This window comes from Carboxylicivirga sp. (assembly GCF_982718395.1).
In genome coordinates this window covers 55,420-74,544 of sequence record NZ_CEXQWX010000001.1, presented here as the reverse complement: position 1 = coordinate 74,544, position 19,125 = coordinate 55,420, and the positions used below count along the sequence as shown (strand labels likewise).

General features: G+C 38.0%; 15 protein-coding genes. 1 reads left to right on the top strand and 14 read right to left on the bottom strand.

Translation table 11 applies throughout. The annotated features are described in order from the left end of the window. Positions 1 to 118 precede the first annotated feature (118 nt). From aspA to AC4MRQ_RS00245, 14 genes are all read right to left on the bottom strand, one after another. Complete coding sequence (gene aspA / locus AC4MRQ_RS00310) at positions 119 to 1,525, bottom strand: aspartate ammonia-lyase (protein ID WP_491195629.1); 1,407 nt, start codon at positions 1,523 to 1,525, stop codon at positions 119 to 121. Between the two features lie 351 nt (positions 1,526 to 1,876). Beyond that, entirely contained in the window at positions 1,877 to 3,775 is a 1,899-nt protein-coding gene (locus AC4MRQ_RS00305; protein ID WP_491195628.1) for a SusD/RagB family nutrient-binding outer membrane lipoprotein, read from the bottom strand. A 5-nt stretch (positions 3,776 to 3,780) separates the two neighbouring features. Then, positions 3,781 to 7,179 carry a SusC/RagA family TonB-linked outer membrane protein gene (locus AC4MRQ_RS00300; protein ID WP_491195627.1) on the bottom strand — a complete coding sequence of 1,133 codons (3,399 nt, stop codon included), beginning with the start codon at positions 7,177 to 7,179 and terminating at the stop codon, positions 3,781 to 3,783. A 76-nt stretch (positions 7,180 to 7,255) separates the two neighbouring features. After that, positions 7,256 to 8,428 carry a FecR family protein gene (locus AC4MRQ_RS00295; protein WP_491195626.1) on the bottom strand — a complete coding sequence of 391 codons (1,173 nt, stop codon included), beginning with the start codon at positions 8,426 to 8,428 and terminating at the stop codon, positions 7,256 to 7,258. A 73-nt stretch (positions 8,429 to 8,501) separates the two neighbouring features. Next, entirely contained in the window at positions 8,502 to 9,089 is a 588-nt protein-coding gene (locus AC4MRQ_RS00290; protein ID WP_491195625.1) for an RNA polymerase sigma-70 factor, read from the bottom strand. A gap of 323 nt (positions 9,090 to 9,412) precedes the next feature. Further along, on the bottom strand, positions 9,413 to 10,471 hold the full coding sequence (pdxA, locus tag AC4MRQ_RS00285; RefSeq protein ID WP_491195624.1) for a 4-hydroxythreonine-4-phosphate dehydrogenase PdxA: 1,059 nt from the start codon (positions 10,469 to 10,471) through the stop codon (positions 9,413 to 9,415). A 75-nt stretch (positions 10,472 to 10,546) separates the two neighbouring features. After that, positions 10,547 to 11,980, bottom strand: a complete 1,434-nt coding sequence (locus AC4MRQ_RS00280; protein ID WP_491195623.1) for a leucyl aminopeptidase family protein — start codon at positions 11,978 to 11,980, stop codon at positions 10,547 to 10,549. Between the two features lie 10 nt (positions 11,981 to 11,990). Further along, on the bottom strand, positions 11,991 to 12,395 hold the full coding sequence (locus AC4MRQ_RS00275; RefSeq protein WP_491195622.1) for a hypothetical protein: 405 nt from the start codon (positions 12,393 to 12,395) through the stop codon (positions 11,991 to 11,993). 3 nt (positions 12,396 to 12,398) lie between these two features. Beyond that, complete coding sequence (locus tag AC4MRQ_RS00270; protein WP_491195621.1) at positions 12,399 to 13,385, bottom strand: DUF4837 family protein; 987 nt, start codon at positions 13,383 to 13,385, stop codon at positions 12,399 to 12,401. A 15-nt stretch (positions 13,386 to 13,400) separates the two neighbouring features. Further along, the gene (locus tag AC4MRQ_RS00265; protein ID WP_491195620.1) at positions 13,401 to 14,624 is read right to left on the bottom strand and encodes a lytic transglycosylase domain-containing protein; all 1,224 of its coding nucleotides are present in this window, start codon (positions 14,622 to 14,624) and stop codon (positions 13,401 to 13,403) included. 92 nt (positions 14,625 to 14,716) lie between these two features. Next, positions 14,717 to 14,935 (bottom strand): twin-arginine translocase TatA/TatE family subunit, encoded by a 219-nt coding sequence (tatA, locus tag AC4MRQ_RS00260; protein ID WP_491195619.1) that lies wholly within the window; start codon positions 14,933 to 14,935, stop codon positions 14,717 to 14,719. Positions 14,936 to 14,970: 35 nt separating this feature from the next. Then, the gene (gene rseP, locus AC4MRQ_RS00255; RefSeq protein WP_491195618.1) at positions 14,971 to 16,290 is read right to left on the bottom strand and encodes an RIP metalloprotease RseP; all 1,320 of its coding nucleotides are present in this window, start codon (positions 16,288 to 16,290) and stop codon (positions 14,971 to 14,973) included. Positions 16,291 to 16,420: 130 nt separating this feature from the next. Beyond that, complete coding sequence (locus AC4MRQ_RS00250; RefSeq protein ID WP_491195617.1) at positions 16,421 to 17,578, bottom strand: 1-deoxy-D-xylulose-5-phosphate reductoisomerase; 1,158 nt, start codon at positions 17,576 to 17,578, stop codon at positions 16,421 to 16,423. Between the two features lie 27 nt (positions 17,579 to 17,605). Beyond that, complete coding sequence (locus AC4MRQ_RS00245) at positions 17,606 to 18,487, bottom strand: M23 family metallopeptidase (protein WP_491195616.1); 882 nt, start codon at positions 18,485 to 18,487, stop codon at positions 17,606 to 17,608. A gap of 377 nt (positions 18,488 to 18,864) precedes the next feature. On the opposite strand from AC4MRQ_RS00245, the gene AC4MRQ_RS00240 reads away from it, so the two are divergent. Next, complete coding sequence (locus tag AC4MRQ_RS00240) at positions 18,865 to 19,080, top strand: hypothetical protein (RefSeq protein ID WP_491195615.1); 216 nt, start codon at positions 18,865 to 18,867, stop codon at positions 19,078 to 19,080. Positions 19,081 to 19,125: the final 45 nt, after the last annotated feature.

The window sequence follows — 19,125 nt, the reverse complement described above, 5'->3', positions numbered from 1 at the left end:
TCGGGCTCGTCAAACTTTGTTTGGCGGGCTTTTATTTTTATTAGGGATCGTATCTTATATCCATAATGCAAATAAAGATACGATCCTTTAAAGCTTTTATACTTAACTAATCAAATTATCACTCACATGTGCGTTTGGCTGGTCCAATCATATTCTCGGGCTTTAAAATTTCTTCTAATTCCTCTTTAGAAAGAATACCTTCTTCCAACACGATTTCATAAACACCTTTGCCAGTTTTAAGAGCTTCTTTGGCAATTCGGGTACTATTTTTATAACCGATGTGTGGATTTAAAGCTGTAACAATACCAATACTTTTCAACACCATATTTTCGCAGACATCTTCATTGGCTGTAATGCCATCAATACATTTAGTTCGCAAAGTATCCACCCCACGCATTAGGAACTGTATCGACTCTAATATACTGTGTGCCAATACCGGCTCCATCACATTCAATTGAAGTTGTCCTGCTTCGGCAGCAAAAGTGACAGTCAGGTCATTGCCAATTACTTTAAAACAAATTTGGTTCATTACCTCTGGAATCACCGGATTGACCTTACCTGGCATAATGGATGAGCCAGGTTGCATTGGTGGCAGATTAATCTCATTTAAACCGGCACGAGGACCTGAAGCCAGCAAACGTAAATCATTACAAATCTTTGAAATCTTAACTGCCATTCGTTTGAGGGCTGATGAATAAATAACGTATGATCCGGTATCAGGCGTTGCTTCGACCAAATCAGTTGCCAATACAATAGGATAACCGGTTATTTCACAAAGGTGCTTCACACAGGCATCTGAATAACCATCTACCGAATTAATACCTGTTCCAATGGCAGTAGCGCCCATATTCACTTCGCGAAATAGGTTTGCGTTTTGTGTTAAGCGTTCTATCTCTTCGGATAATGTGATAGCATAAGCACAAAATTCCTGCCCCAATGTCATTGGCACAGCATCCTGCAATTGGGTGCGCCCCATCTTTATTATATCCGCGAACTCATTGCCCTTTTTCTTAAATGAGTCAACCAATTGCTGCAGATGCTCAATTAGTATATAATTCATTCGAATCAGTGACAACTTAATAGCTGTAGGATAAGCATCGTTTGTTGATTGGGACAGATTGACAATATCATTTGGTGAGCAAAACTCGTATTGACCTTTTTCATGCCCCATTAGTTCCAAAGCTCGGTTAGCTATCACTTCATTGGCATTCATATTGGTGCTCGTTCCTGCCCCGCCCTGGATCATGTCAATTGGAAACTCCATATCAAATTTTCCTTCTATCACCTCTTTACAGGCCTGCACAACAGCATTCTTAATTTGTGTATCAACTAACCCCATGTCATAATTTGCTTTAATCGCAGCCATTTTAACTACTCCAAGCGCCCAAATAAAATGGCGATAATGACTTAATTGAGCTGTGGATATATTAAAATTTTCAACTGCACGTTGTGTTTGAACCCCATAGTAGGCATTGATCGGAACTTGTAATTTTCCAATCAAATCACTTTCTATTCGTGTTGACATAACAGATTGTTTTTAGTTTTGTCTTACAAATTTTGACCTTTTTTCAATCTCGAAATATGTCATCCGTCATCTTAAAATTCAGGGTGATTGAGCCAATAAAATAGTTTATTAGCTCAGCACCCCCTCTTTTCAAAATCTTAATATTTCATTTGCCACTTCTAATTGAAAGACGATGCTTTTCAGAGCATCTAATTACAATTTATAAGTTGATGTTTTTTAGGATTTATATGAATAAAATGAGATTAATGCCGTACAACATGGAATCTTACTTTCAATTTTCACGCACTCATTCTAAGTAAATAAAAAAGGAGCCCGAAAGCTCCTTTTTTATTTTGATATAATGGTTGGCAATTACTTGCTTATCCACATTTTAGTTGAGATGAAGTTATCACCAGCATTACCATATGCTTTTTGACGTTCCATTGCTTCATTAATGTTAGTCGTGTTGTTCATACGCTCGCGGTCAGGATAATCTAAACGACGAGGACGAACTCCACCTGTTACACCACCATTATGGTATGGTGTTGAAAAGAATGCATCTGGTGTTTGTTCAACACCTGGCATAGCATCTTTAATGTCATTCCACTTATACTCAGGCAATTCAATGTTTGTGTCATATGAAATACCAGTAGGTGTAACAGCTAATTCTGTTCTGTTCCATAAAGCAAAAGCTTCGTAACCATTTAAGAACAATGACTTCCAACGCTCTAACTGAATGGTTTCTTCAGTAGCAGCACTTAAATTAGCAATGTAGTCAGCTGCCATATCTTCATATGTACGTGTATCTCCTGTTGTTTCTTCATACTTCTTGATGTATATAGAAGGTGAGTTATTGTCGTATAAAGCTGGATATTTAGCAATACTCAACTCAACAGCTTTTGTAAGATTGCTGGCTGCATCTCCTGGTACAGACCATCCTTTTGCAGCTGCCTCAGCTAAAATAAAGTATGACTCATCAGCACCGAAAACAATGGTTGGGGCAGTGCGCGAACCTACTGTTTCAGGATTTACAGCACATAATGTGCGGTATTGCGCATATTCTGCATCATATGTGTAGGAATAAAGTACATTATCACCATCCTTCACTTCTACTTCGTTACCAAGGTTACCTCCTGTTACAAACCAATCGGTAAACACATTAACTCCTTCAACTTTCATTAACCCGCGAACAGAGAAAGACTCATCACCTCCACCTTTTTCAGGGTTGAAAACAACAGGTTTCCAGGCTTCTCCAGGACGAGCGGCTTCTTCGAATGGGTTAAAGTGTGTTTGACCTGTCCATGCTTTAAAACCATCCTGGTTAATAACCTGACATGCTGTATAGAATAAACGAGGATCTTCGTTCTGTTGAGCCAAACGTAAATACTCTTCACCTACAAAAGCGTAAGCAAATCCACCAACCTGACCGTTAATCGCTGAACCTGAACCATTCTCATGGATACCCCAAGGTCCGCCAACAGTTGAGTGATTGACCATTGCAGAGTTAGCATTTGAATAGTCAGTGATAAAACCAGCACTATGAGCAGCTGCTTCTTCAACAACTGTCTTTGCCCAAGCTTCATCAGCTGATGAAGCGCGCATACCAATACGTAATAATACAGAGTTTGCTAAACGTGCCCATGCCTCTTTTTGTCCGTCTGCATCTAGATGACCAAACATGATGTCATAACGGTCTCCAAATACTTCACCATCATCTGAAATCAAGGTATTTCTAGCCTCTTGTAATTTAACTACCATGCTTTTATAAACATCTTCCTGACTGTCGTATTTTGGATAGAAAAGTAACTCATTGTAGCCTAAACCAGCTTCAGAATAAGGAATATCACCATAAATATCAGTTAAACGCTGAAATCCTAATTGTAACATAATGTTGGTTTGAGCAATTTTAACAGCATTCACACCATCTGCATTCTCTCCTTCTAAGGTACGAAGCATGTCAAAACCATCTTTTATCACGTTGGTGTAAACAGCCGACCATTTAGCTTCAGAGAACCCATCTGACAAACCAAAAGCCTGACCGGTACGGTATCCACACTGCGTGATGCCTGACAATGGACCTGTCATAATTAAGTTACCCCGCCACTCTTCGTGTCCGTTACCTGCATACATCAATTGTATTTTACCAAATTGGAAACCAGGCTCTAACTCCTCAACCCTGTTTGGGTTGTCATTAATTGAATCGAATTCATCAGTACAGGCTGTTGTCATCAAGATACCTGCAATGAATAATAATATATTTAGCTTTTTCATGCTTATTAAAATTTCAGATTTAAGTTGAAACCAAAGCTAGCCGGTAAGGCCATGTTACCATACTCAATACCTTGTCCTCCGTTACTAATTGAGAAAGTGGACTGAGGGTCGATATTGTCTGTAGAACGGTATAAGTAACCTAAGTTCTTACCGAATAGGCCAACACTAGCGCTCTTAAAATATTTTGAATCTTTAAACAGATTACCTGGTAAGCGGTAAGCTATGCTTAATTCGCGAAGAGATACAAATGAAGCGTCGTAAACAAACATTTCATCAATACTAGCCAAAGCTCCATAATAATCTTCAGGACGTGCAGTTGTACCCTGACCTTCTAATTCAACCGGAAACCACTCCTGACCAGCTACATAATCAGCTCTTCCTAAAGTAGCTTCATGCTTACCTAATGAATAAGCCGATGCTTCGGTTGCTGAATAAACCTCTCCACCAAACTTAGAATCCAACAATAAGTTTAATGTGAAGCTTTTGTAATTGAATGTATTGCTCCAGCCTAACATGACCGGATGATAAGCACATCCTAATGCAGAATATTCATTTGTAGCCTGTGGTAAACCATTATCGCTCAACACAATTTTACCTTCATCATCACGCACCATGGTTCTTCCCATTATGGTTCCATACTCTTCTCCCACTGCAGCAATAACGTTTACACCAGCACCACTCATTAGGTTTAACTGAGTTACACCGTCGGCCAATTCTTTAACCTCATTAATGTTGTATGAAAAGTTAACCGATGTGTTCCATGAGAAGTCTGCACTGCGATAAGGTGTAGCATATAATACCACTTCCCATCCTTTGTTCTGAATCGAACCTGAGTTAACAATTGCTCTGTTATAGCCTGATGTATTTGAAATATCAATTGGCATAATCTGATCCTCGGCAGTAGAGTTATAATAAGTAACATCTAAACCTAGACGATTATTAATGAATTTCAAATCAGCACCTACTTCATATGAAGTCATGATTGATGGTTTTAAAGCCGCATTAGGCACAACATCGCCATCAATACCTCCAACAACAACATTACCACCCCAACCAGGATGAGCATTATCATCTAATTTATACTGAAGAGCCAGTTGGTAGGGGTCCGTATCAGAACCAACCTGCGCAACCGAAGCTCTCACTTTAGCAAACGTCATCCATTGTGGTAAGTCAACTACTTCAGATACAATAAATGAAGTACTTACTGATGGGTAAAAATATGAGTTGTTATCTGATGGTAAGGTTGAAGACCAGTCATTACGAGCCGATAAATCAACATACAACATGCTGGCATAACGCAATTGAGCTGTACTGTATACTGAGTTGATGCGCTTGCGGCTATACCCAATCTGCTGTGTATTGTTTGAACCGAAACCTGGGCGTTGTAAACCTGGATCTGAGAAACTATCGGAGAAAATGGCTAAGCTTTCGTACTCTCGATCCATACGAGAAGCACCCGCATTAACAGTTAAACCAAACTTATCAGTGAAGTTACGGTCGTAGTTTAAGATAAAATCGTAGTTTGATTCTACCTCGTCTGCTTTCATCATATTAGCACGACCACCTTCATAATATGGCGTACCAATTGGATAGATTGACTCATTGGCAAAGAAAGTCATATCCCCACCGGCTCTTACTTGAGCATTTAAGTGATCAGTAATGTGCAGTTTAGCATTCACCAATGACATTACACGCTTCTTGCGGTAATTATGCTTGATTTCGTTTGTTGTCCAGTAAATATTGCTGTTACCGTTAACTCCTAAACCAACAGGCATTCCTGTAACCGGATCCTTATAATCTTTTAAATGATCTAAAGACACGTTGTTAGGTACACCCAATAACTGCGAGGTTGGGTTAAAAGGTGTTGCTCCCATCATTGCATTCTGTGAATCTTCATCAGTGTAAGCAATTTTAGCATTCACCTCTAAACGATCATTAAATGCTTTAGTTCCACCAGACACATTAAATGTGTTACGGTCATATGATGTTCCCGGAACTAAACCATCATTAGTTGTGTTAGAGTACGACAGACGTAAATTTGCACGTTCAGTATTGTGATTCACGGCTACTGAGTTAGTCCATGTCATACCTGTATCGAAGAAATCACGCTCATTATCATGGAAAACATAGTCGTGCTGATCTCCACGGTAATTAACGTAACTAGCAACATCGCTATACTTAGCACCCCACATAGAAGTCTGGTCGCGCCCGGCATCGATACTTTGTGGTGCCTGACCATTAATCCCCTGTCCGTAAACCTCTTGCCAGCTAGAATAAATACGAGCGCGATCAAAAGTCATGTTTGAGTTAAAATCAACTGTTGTTCCTTGATCGCCTTTACCTGATTTAGTGGTAACCAGAACAACTCCGTTAATGGCACGAGAACCATACAAAGCGGTTGCAGCAGGACCTTTTAATACAGAAATATTTTCAATGTCATCAGCAGCAATACCTGACAACCCGTTACCAGAGTCGATACCACCGTTATTTGAGTCATCTGCATTTGAAAACTGTGTGTTTGAGATAGGTACACCATCTACTACATAAAGTGGCTCATTTGAACCTGACAAGACAGCAGCACCACGAATAATTACTGATGAAGAACCACCTGCACCCTGCGATGATGTGTTAATCTGAACACCTGCCATGCGACCTGACAGTGCCCCCATTGGGTTGGCATCTTTCATGTTTTCGAAAGCCTCTTCACCAACTTCTACAGCAGAATAACCAAGTGCTTTCTTTTCGCGCTTGATACCAAGAGCTGTCACAACAACTTCATCAACGTTCATTACATCCTCTTGCATTGTTACATCATATGATGCACCGGGAGCAATTGCGATTTCTTGAGTTGCAAAACCGATGAATGAATAAACGACAACACCATTGGCAGGTACTTCAAATGAGAATTGACCATCTAAATTGGTAATAGTACCAGTAGTCGTTCCTTTAACCGAAACATTTACACCCGGTATTCCCATTCCAAACTGGTCAACCACGGTACCAGTAATCTGAATTTTAACCTCTTGTATATTCGTAATAATTTTTGCCTCATCTGCTACAATGACAACCTGATTGTCGTATACTTTGAAATCAGCGTTTTCAAGCACTTCATTCAACACGTTTTCAACACTCTCATTGGTAGCATTAACAGAAACTAATTGATTTACATCAACCTGAGCTTCATTGTAAACAAATACCATGTTACTTTGCTCTTCAATAGCACTTAGAAGCTCTTGAAGCGTTACATCCTTAAAATTAAGGTTAACCTTTTGTTCTTTCAATCGGCTTGATGCGAAAGCATCATTCGAACCTAAAACCATGATTAGGCAGGCTAATGTTCCTGCTTTAACCATTTTTTTGGCTCTACCCGAGAAGAAGGATTTCCATTTCCCAGTGAAATTCATAAATTAGCAATTTAATTAAGTGATTAAAAAAAGTTTTAAAGGGTGTGTTTTTGACGGAGCGCACCCTTTTCTTTTATTATTCTTTATAAAACTTGACTTGATTATTCTCAATACTATAACTCAATCCGGATAAATCACACAAGGCTTGATAAACCTGTTCTGCATTGGTATCCAGCATTAGTTTTCCACTTAGTTGGGTAGGCATTTTCAATAGCTCGTTGCTTATTGCTATATCACAATTATAGTAGTGTTCTATTTGATGAATTAACGTTCGAAGGTTATTCTTTTCAAGGGTTAAAAAACCTTCTTTCCAAGAGGTATAAATAGATGTATTTACATGTTGCACATCTAATTGTCCACTATTATTGACAAACAAACTCTTTTCACCTGGCTTAAGAATAACCCTTTCCTTATTAAATACTGCGTTTTCCTCAACTTGCAAAGACCCTTCAACCAACACAGCCGAATTCACTGCACTGCCTGCATAAGAGCGTATATTAAAAGATGTCCCTAAAACTGTGTAAGTTAATTCATTTGTTAATACCCGAAAAGGTTGTCCTTCATTGTGGGTTACATCAAAAAAGCCTTCACCAAGCAACATCACGTCTCTGCTATCAGTACCGTTAAAATGATTTGGAAACACCAACTGACTTCCTGCATTTAACCAAACTTTTGTACCATCAGCAAGCGCCAATTGCGCTGTTTTGCCATAAGGCACCTGAATTTGATTAAGTTTATGTTGCTCCTTATCCTCTATTTTGTTTTCTACAATTTGATTTTTTTCGACAACAAATTGTTTCCCATCTTTATCAGCTTCTATACTAGAATGGTTTTCATTTAAGGTGATTTGCTGTCCATCAGCAAGGCGCAATACTGTATTAGTACCTTTAAGCTCATTGGTGTTTAGCATTGACAAATAATCGGTATCTGAAGAATTAAACAATTGCGATGCCACAACAAGAACAATTGAAATTGAAGCTGCTATAGATACAAATCCGATTAGTCTGCGGGACTTGTTGGTTACCTTCTTCTCTAATTCAAATTTATTGGCAAATCTGACCCATTCATCTTCAGCTTGCATTTCATCCTTCGTTTCAAGCTCAGACTTTAACTTCTTAAATAAAGATTTATTAGCATTATTTGCCTTTAACCAATCACCAAGTTCAGCAATTTCATTGACTGAAGCCATTCCTGACACATAACGCGCGATAAGTACTTTAATATGTTGATTTGTTTCTTTCATCTTCATGCCTTACACCTCTACTACAATCAACTTTTAATCCCCCCACACTTTTTTATCATCTTTTTTTACACCTATTGAATTAAGGCAAAATCGTCAGGATGAAAATGGCGGTTTTCAGATGCTTCAATTTAGCTCGTAAGGTTTTATTTGCCAGAGTAATGTGTCGCTCAACTCCTTTTGTAGAAATATCTAATTGTTGAGCTATTTCGCTGTGCGATTGTCCTTCTATTTTTGATAATTTATATACCTCTTTGCGTTTTTGAGGTAGTTCATCAATGGCTTTTGCTATTTGTGAGAACACATAAAATGAGTCAGAATCAGTTTCTTCTAAATCAAAATCCTGTCGATACACAAGATCAATCGATTCGTAATGTTTTGCAAACTCAATGAACTTCTCTTTTACCTTATCGTGCTTTATTTTGTTAAGACACTGATTTCTAATAGCTCGATATAGAAGTCCTCCTATTGATTGTTCAAGATTAATTGAACTACGGTTATTCCATAAGTTTATAAAAGCATCCTGAACAATATCTTCAGCCTCATCTGATTGATTGATAAATAGAGATGCATAATTAAACAAACGCTTATAATTCGTTTTGTAAAAACCTTGAAATATATCAAGATCTCCACCTTTGATTTTTTGGGCAATTACTCTTTCCGGCACCATACAACTTAGGATTAAAGTCGCAATTGTTAGCTGTGTGTTATCAATGGCGCCGAAAGTAAATTTTACAGGTTGCCCGCACAATGGACAAATGTTCAGCTAAGTAAACAAATGTAATGACATCACATACCTAATTGTATCACTGTCCTTTACAAAAAAGCTATTAGAGCTCTTTTATAACTTTTTAACTATTTGAATGTGACAGGCATCAGCAAAATATGGGAAAAGCCATGGTCACTCATAGCCTTTATGAATTAAAGTTGCATAAAAAAAGCCCCTCAGTGATGAAGGGCTGTATACTTTCAACTAAATCTGTTTGAATCAAATTATTCTTTTTGCTCCAGTTCATTGACATCATACGATTTCAATGGATTTTTAGCTAACTCAATATTCACCTGACGATTTCGACAAACATCTACTGCTAAATAAACAGCTTGCTTAAATGAATCGGCATTGGCCTTATCCTGCCCTGCAATTTCAAAGGCAGTACCATGATCAGGTGATGTACGTATAAATGGTAACCCAGCTGTGTAGTTCACACCTTTAGAGAAAGTTAAAGCTTTAAAAGGCGCGAGACCCTGATCGTGATACATGGCAAGTATTCCATCAAAGTTTCTGAATTGATCGCTGCCAAACAACCCGTCAGCCGGATATGGTCCCAAGGCCATAATACCTTCTTCTTTTGCTTTATTCAATGCCGGGATAATTACTTCCTGCTCCTCGCTGCCTAATACACCTCCATCACCTGCATGTGGATTTAGTCCTAAAACAGCAATCCTTGGTTTTCGAATCGAAAAATCCTGTTGTAAAGCAGTGTTTAAAGTACGAAGCTTTGATAGTATGCTTTCTTCGGTAATTTTACCAGCTACATCTTTAATTGGTACATGACCGGCAACAACACCCACTTTCATATGCTCTGAAACCATTAACATCAATGCTTCTCCCTCTCCGGCTGCCTGGTGCAGATACTCTGTATGTCCGGGAAAGTTAAAAGCATCCGATTGAATGTTTTCCTTGTTGATGGGAGCGGTTACTAAAACATCAATTTTTCTTTCCTTAAGATCTTTAACAGCACGTTCCAAAGCCTTGAAAGCAGATTCTCCCCCAATAGAGGTTGACTTGCCTAATTCAACCCGAATATTATCATCCAGGCAATTGATGATGTTAACACGCTTATGATGCGCGTCATCGACACTATTAATACTGTTTAAGCTAAAATTAGGAATATTAAGTGCTTTACGGTGATACGCTGCAACCTTTGATGAACCATAGATTACTGGAATAAATGATTCAAAAATGCGGGCATCAGAAAGGGTTTTAAAGATAACTTCATATCCAATACCATTAATATCTCCATGGGTGATTCCCACTTTTATTTTTTGCATGCTCATATTTTCAATTTTTCTGACAATAACTTTGATGTCAGCTATCGGGCACTAAAATTAATATAATTTGCCAAACTAGCACTTGCTTCTTATGAACTGATAAAGCATTCGTACACCGACTCCTGATGCACCGGATCCACGATAACTATCTTCTTTTTTAACAAATGCTGGTCCCGCAATATCAAGATGTATCCATGGACTATCCACAAAGTGTTCCAGGAATTTACCAGCTGTAATGGCTCCAGCTTCTCGTCCGCCAATATTTTTAATGTCGGCTACTTCAGACTTTATTAATTCGCCATATTCATCCCAAAATGGAAAACGAACAACACGCTCATGAACACAATCACCTGCTCTTTCTAATTCGTCGAATTCTTTATCGCTCGCTGTTCCCATACTGATAGTAGCATATTGCCCAAGTGCCATTACAGCACTTCCTGTTAAGGTTGCTAAATCAATTACTAATTCAGGATCATACTTCTTAGAATAAGACAAGGCATCAGCCATGATCAAACGTCCTTCGGCATCAGTATTCATTACCTCTACGGTTTTGCCGTTATGCATGGTCAAAATATCACCAGGTACAATGGCATTCCCACCTGGTCTGTTATCTGTTGCCGGAATAAGTCCAATCAGATGAACCGGTAGTTTGTTTGCTGCAACCGCTACAAATGTACCGACAACCGAAGCTGCTCCACCCATATCGGCCTTCATATCATCTAAACTTCCCGGAGGTGTCTTCAAGTTAATTCCACCTGTGTCAAACACAACACCTTTACCTACCAACACGATTGGTTTTTTATTTTTCGCATCTTCGGGTTTCCACTCCAGAATATGAAATAGAGGCGGATCTATACTTCCCTGATTAACACCTAACAAACCACCGAACTTAAGGGCTTCTATTTTTGATTTATTAAGAACATCAACATCAAAACCATGAACTGCTCCAAGCTCACTAATCGTATAAGATAATTCTTCAACGTTTAATGTGGATACCGGCTCATTCACAAGGTTTCGCGTTACAAATACAGAATATGTCAGACGACGCAGCTCATCCAAATCTCCTTGATTAAGTACTGATGAAGCCACAAAGATCTCAGGTTCATCCGTTGATTCTTTTTTCTCCGTTTTATATTTATTGAACTGATAGGTGGATAATGCGATTCCTTCTGTCAGTGCCAGACAAAATGCTTTATCACCTGCAACATCATAAACACAAACTTTACTTTGCTTGTCGTTTTTTAAGCTTTTGAAAATCGTTGCACCATCTTTTCGCAAGTCTTCGTATCCTTTGTTATTGGCTTCGTCATCACTAACAACCCGCACATAATAAACAATGCTGTAATTTTGAATAGTAATAAGCTTGTCTTTTGCTTCCACCTTATCCTCAACATAGGCTAAAGCATCGTTGTTAAACCCGAAATCTTTTAACACACTGGTATCTTTTACCAGAAAAACATTTCTTACACCTTCAGGGCGTTCGCCTGTATGTTTAATCGATAGTTGCATAATAAAAACCTTATTCGTTTAACTCAGCTAAATCATCATTCTGATTTTGTTGCTGCGCTTTAAAATATTCTCTTATCATTACTTTCTTCATCTCCCGATGAAGAATTAATTCGGTAAGGGCATCTTCGTATGAAACATCACCCATTTCTTTTTGATAGATCATTACTTGTTCTTCTGTAACATCTATACGATATAAAAAGTTAAGAAACTGTGAATAATATTCACCCATGATGTCAACAACATGCCCTTTCATCTGGTTAAACACCTCATCATAAAATCCTTCAACATTTCCTGAAAATTTTACTTCGAACCCAAACTCGGCAAAATCTTTTATGACCTGAGCCGCCGTTTTTCGAATTAAATCTTCCCGGCCACATGCTTGCTGCAAGGCTTTACGATTAAGTTGAGGTATCATAACTTATTTCGATTGAAGGGTGTACATAACTGCTTCCATCTGCCTGATTTTATCTCTTTTATCAGGTTTCTCAGGAGAGTACACAAAACCATCAGTTATGACAACTCGATTAGTCTTTTTATTGTGATGTGCCTGTAGGATAAACGGACCTCCCATCAGATCATTCTGCACTTTCCATAGGCCTCTCAACTCAACCACATCATTTCCATTCATTTCAGTTTTTTTGTAGATAACAGGAAAAGCATGTTCGGTGGTCATATAAGAACCATCGGATGGTCCCGGAACGTTTTTGTGCAGGATTGAATCTCTTTTATTTAAAAGATACTCTTTTGAAAAAGTGCCTTCACCAACATATGGAACTTCATACATAAACATTCCCTGAAATCCCCAATCAGCTGCCTCATTCATCCAAATAAAGGAATTGGTTGACTTTTTATTACTCAAACTGGCAGGAACGTGCATGCGCACATTAAATAAGGAATCTACTCTTTTAATTAGTTCATCACTTGGATATTTCTTGTAAGAAGCTATATAGCGATCGCGTTCGGCCTTATTAAAGAAGCTCAGTATCTTAAGTTGATGCTCTTCTACCAATGCTTTTAACGTAGCTGTATCTTTAGCCGTAATGTTAACAAATGCCTGCGGACGAGCCCACCTGTCTTTATAATATTTCACAGCATTTTCTTCAACCTCATTACCCACAGTTACTACAACCAGGTTTCGCAATGTTTTCATAAATGATGAAAATGAGCGGTGTGGGGCTACGCTCATCTTAAAATATGGTTCTTCTTGCGGTAAGCCAAGATAAACCTCTCTTAATACTTCCTGTAACTCAACACCACCAGCTGATGCTTTAATTTTATCGTCCATTACAACAAGTAACTCACCAGCCTTACCTGCCACATTTGGTTTATATCCTGTACTTTTATCTTTACATGCAAACATGCTTAAAACAAACAATGTCAACAGCAGATATCTCATGTTTTTCATAACTGAATAATTTAATTACTGATATAGTTTTTTGATTTGGTTGTCACTATAAAGTCGGTTAACTTTTAAAACAGGCTTGTTTGTTTTAAATACTTCCTCGGTAACAAAAAAGTAGCCATCTTTCTTTTTCGGCCGCCAAACAATTAACTTCTGATCGATGTACAAATTTCGATTAGGCAGCTTGTTCCAGTACATTATATCACTTATCCGACAATGATTGTCAATAGCAATTTTATGGAAAAACTCTCCTTTACTCACTTCATGAACAATTTTTTCGCGTCCGTTTTTATCACCTACAGGTAATGCTTTACTTAATGGAGGCGTTGCTTCTTCTAATAGTTTTTGTGCCCGCACAAAATGAATCACTCCTTTCTTTGGAAGAAATAAACAAACAGCCTGATTATTAACCGGAATATATCCTTTTTTATACGAAGGATTTAACCACTCAATAATTTCTCGCGAAGTTTGAGAAGCCTTTTCTATTTGGTTAAATGTAAGCGATTTGTGAATATAAACTGTATCTACCTCGTCAAACTTTAACATGGCCGGATTTGGACTGATATCATGCTTTTGATAATTGTTCATCACATAATTAACAGCAATAAAAGCAGGAACATAGCTTTGAACAGCCTTTGGAAGATATGGTTGTAATTCCCAAAAGTCTGTTTTACCTCCAGATCGTTCAATGGCTTTTTGAACCACTCCAATACCACCATTATATGCAGCAAGTGCAAGTTGCCAGTCATTTAAGTTTCGATAAAGGTATTTCAGATAACGACACGCCGCTTCGGTGCTTTTAACTGGGTCACACCGCTCGTCCACATAATTATCGACCTGAAGTTCAAACATTCGCGACGCGTGATACAGAAACTGCCACAAGCCCATTGCTCCTGAGCTTGATTTGGCCTTGGGTTCGAGTGCCGATTCTACAATTGCAAGATACTTTAATTCAATTGGCAAATCATACTTTGTCAGGTATTCCTCAAACAATGGAAAATAGTACTCTGCCCTACCAATAATATTGGCCAGATGATTGCGCCGTTTAACTGTGTACACATCAATAAAGGCCTGAACTTTGGGATTGTAGTCTAATTTTACCATAGATGTTTTACCAAGCTCATTCAACCGCTTTTCATACATCCACGCAGGATAATGCGGAAAAGAACCACGATGGATTTCCTGCGCCCCAATCTGCTTGCTTATAACCAATAAGATGGTAATGACTAACAATCGTAACATTAGTAAATAATCTTTATATGGCCAGAATATATACGAAAGGCCGACCCTCATAGAGGATTGGCCTACGTGAAATTATTAACAAAGTGACTTTTTTACTTTGAAGAATCGTCGATGGCCTCTTTTTTCGAATCACCATCTGATTTCTTATCATCTTCGTTTCGTGCTTTCTTGAATTCTTTCATTCCCTGCCCTAACCCTTTCATCAACTCAGGAATTTTACGACCTCCAAATAAAAGAACTAAAGCTAAAACAATTAAAATCCATTCCTGTGGCCCTAAGCCACCTAATAAAATAACGAAAGAAGTATTCATCTCTATAAAGTTTTATACAAATTTAATAAACTCGCCTATTTAATGAAAGCCTTAAAGATATCATTTCCATTGGCAAATATTAGCAATCCCAATAACAAAATCATTCCGGTTATTTGAGCGTACTCCATAAACTTATCTCCGGGTTTACGACCAGTTACCATCTCGTAAAGTAGGAATAATACATGACCACCATCTAAGGCAGGTATTGGTAGTATATTCATAAAGGCCAGAATCATTGATATTAGAGCTGTATTGGACCAAAACACATACCAATTCCACGTTGAAGGAAATAATTTACCCATTGCTCCAAAGCCACCTACTTGCTTAGCACCTTCTTTTGTGAAAATCAAACGTAGCTGCTTCACATAACCCACTAAAATATCTAAACCTTTTGCTATGCCTTTCGGACAGGCTTCCCAAAATCCATATTCATGGCGCTGTATATCCACATAGTTTTCGACCGACACCAAATAAAATCCAATCTTACCTGATTTAGGAACAGTCAGATTCAGTGTCATTGGAGAATTATCTCTTATAATACCTACGTCAATATCTTTTTCAATATTTTCAACCAGAGCATTTGTAAACTCATTATAAAATGCTGTGGACTGACCGTTAACAGTTACAATGCTATCTCCTGTCTGTAATCCGGCTTCATCAGCCTTGGAGCCACTCATTAAGTCCTTCACAACTACCGGAAACCTGACATCTGCAAAGAGTTTAACCTCCTCAGCTATCATTTTTTGATCATATCCTTTCGGAATTGACAATTGAATCTGATCCGATCCTCTCCGAACAGTTAATTCCTTTGCATTTTCCAAAAGTATAAAACGTGCAATGTCTCCACTTGACTCGACAATATGATCATCCACCTTAAGTACGACATCTCCATTCTGAAGCCCAAGATCCTTAGCTACTTCATGATAATATAATCCGTACTTGGCCGATTGAACTGGAATATATTGTTCTCCCCAGGTATAAAGTACCATCCAGTAAATAAAAAAGGCAGTAATGAAGTTAACTAACACCCCTCCTATCATTATCATCAAACGTTGCCAGGCAGGTTTTGACCGAAACTCCCAAGGTTTTGCAGGCTGAGCCATTGCTTCTTTATCCATGGACTCATCAATCATGCCTGATATCTTCACATATCCACCTAAAGGCAACCATCCGATACCGTATTCAGTTTCACCTTTTTTGTATTTAAATAAGGTAAACCAAGGATTGAAGAACAAATAAAATTTCTCAACTCTGGTCTTAAATAATCGTGCAAAAAAGAAATGACCAAATTCGTGCAGTATTACTAGTATAGATAAACTAAGTAATAACTGTACGGTTTTTATAAAAATTTCCATTAATGTTTAATTTTCTAATTTCAAGCAACAAATATATTCTTTTCAATCAAATAAGTAATTGAATATTTTACCATCTGACAACTTCACCACAGAACTATAACAAGTCAAGTTGGATTTTGGCTCACTATAATTACTTTTTATCTATTATCTGCTCAGCAATCGCTCTTGCTTCTGCATTACTTTGCAGATAATCATCTAACGTTGGTTGATTAATAAACGATGCCTTCATCATTGTTTTTTCAATCACATCAGACATTTCTACAAAACCAATTTTTTGTTTAAGAAACCCGTCGACAGCTACCTCGTTAGCAGCATTTAATATACAAGGTATATTTCCTTCTTTTTCCATAGCCTGATAAGCCAAATCCAGGTTACGGAAAGCTTTTACATCTGCCTTTTCAAAAGTCAACTCCGGATAATCCAGGAAACTAAACCGCGGAAAATCAGACTTAAACCTTGCCGGAAATGTCATAGCATACTGAATTGGAACACGCATATCAGGCAATCCAAGTTGCGCTTTTAAAGAGCCGTCTTCAAACTGTATTAACGAATGAACAATTGATTGAGGATGAACTACCACTTCAATATCTTGCGGCTTAACATTAAACAACCAGCGTGCCTCAATAGCTTCCAATCCTTTGTTCATCATCGATGCACTATCAATTGTAATTTTATCGCCCATTGTCCAGTTAGGGTGATTCAGTGCCTGGCATCGTGTTACTTTTCTAAGGAAATCAATTTTCTTACCACGAAAAGGTCCTCCTGAAGCTGTGAGTATTATTTTTTCTATCGGATTATGAAACTCTCCGGCCAGACATTGAAAAATGGCCGAATGCTCTGAGTCAACGGGCAAAATGCTTACTTTATTCTCCAGTGCCAAACGTGTAATAATATCACCGGCCACAACTAATGTTTCCTTGTTTGCAAGGGCAATTTGTTTACCAGCCTTAATTGCATTAACCGTAGGTAAAAGACCTGAAAAACCAACCATTGCAGTCAAAACAATATCAATGGAATCATTTTGTACAACCTGGGCTATAGCTTCTTCACCTGCATATACTTTAATATCCGTATCTGCTAATGCCTCACTTAGCTGTTTATACTTTTCTTTATTTGCTATGACTACTATATTCGGATCGTACTTAACAGCCTGTTCAATTAATAAATCAAGATTATTATTGGCTGTTAATACTTCAACTTCAAATTGGTCAGGATGTGCATCAACCACATCAAGCGCTTGTGTTCCAATTGAGCCTGTCGAGCCCAATATTGCTATTTTTTTTGACATTAAATATTCTGTTGTGTATGTATATCGTTATTCAAACGACATGTATTGTTCTGCATCTAATGGTACACCGTTATACCACAATTCGAAATGTAAATGAGGCCCTGTGGTCAATTCGCCTGAATTACCAACATTGGCTATTGCTTCTCCGGCCTGCACATTCTCCCCCATTTCCTTAAGCAAACTTTCGTTGTGCTTGTAAATAGATATTAAGTTATTGGAGTGTTGAACCTGAATTACATAACCTGTTTCAACCGTCCAGCCAGTAAAAATTACAGTACCATCCAGCACTGCACTCACCCTACTACCGGGCTTTGCTACTATATCTACACCATAATGCCCCTGCGTTTCTCCAAACTTATTCACCACAACTCCCTTTAGAGGCGTGAAAAGAAAGCTATGTTCCAACTCAAATTTCCTACTTCTGTTGTCAAATACAGCCAGATTAAATTTCTCCTCCTTTTCAACTTGTTCTCTGAAAATTGAATCTTCCTCCGACTTTTTAAAGACAACGTTGTTCTTATTTTCGTCATCCCCAGCATCTTTCACATTTTCCGGCAATGCTCCCTCAGGAACACCACCCGACATGATTGTCCGTATATCATTGAAAAAGCGATCCCGTCTCTCAACTTCCAAAATAAGACTATCCACGCGTTGAGAATTTTGTATGATCAAACGTCGTTGGTGTCCATCAGGGTAACCTGGAATATATTCTCGCAATCCGGTAAAAGCAATAAGAAAAATAACCAGAACGATAAGTACTGATAAACTTACTCCTACAATCGTAAATACGTTAAGACGAGAGAGTCGCATACCAAATACCTCTTCATAAGTCTGTTCATTAAATATTGCCAAACGATACTTATGTCTCAGTTTATCAACTAATTTCTTTCCTTTTTCCTCTTTTCTCATTAACCATTTATTCAGAACAAGCAAAGGTAAAAAATCTGTTTAGATTACATTGAAAAACGACTATTTAACTCAAATATTAAAGATGTATGTTCACCCAACTTCTATTACTTAAACAAATACAAAACAATACCAACATACCGCAAATAATCCATCATATAAATTACCGATCCGATTAAACTCAAGTCATTCGTCACAAAAATAAGCACATTCATGGAAGCTAATTTCATTCATCGTTACGAAAAAACACATTAACCTAAGAAAACATTCCCTTTATGGAATACACTTAAAATCCTTTGGTCAACTGCTATTACACACCTACTTTTATATCGGAAAACAAAACACCCGGACGGTACTAAACAAGCTAAAAGGATAGAGTTATGATTATTAAATTAATTACAGCACTTGGGGAGATTCGTATGCATCATAAAGTGGCCGGGATTGAATTTCCTCGTAAAAATGAAGTTCAGGTTATATTTAAAGACACATTTGCTGACCTGCTAATCCCAATATCTCCCGATATGGATACGCAGTTACTCGTAGGTATCTTTTATGACTATATGAGTCAGCCTGAAAGCAAATTAGCTATTGCCTAATCGCAGAATAAATCATTTTAGTTTAAACTACAGCTCCCAGTGGTT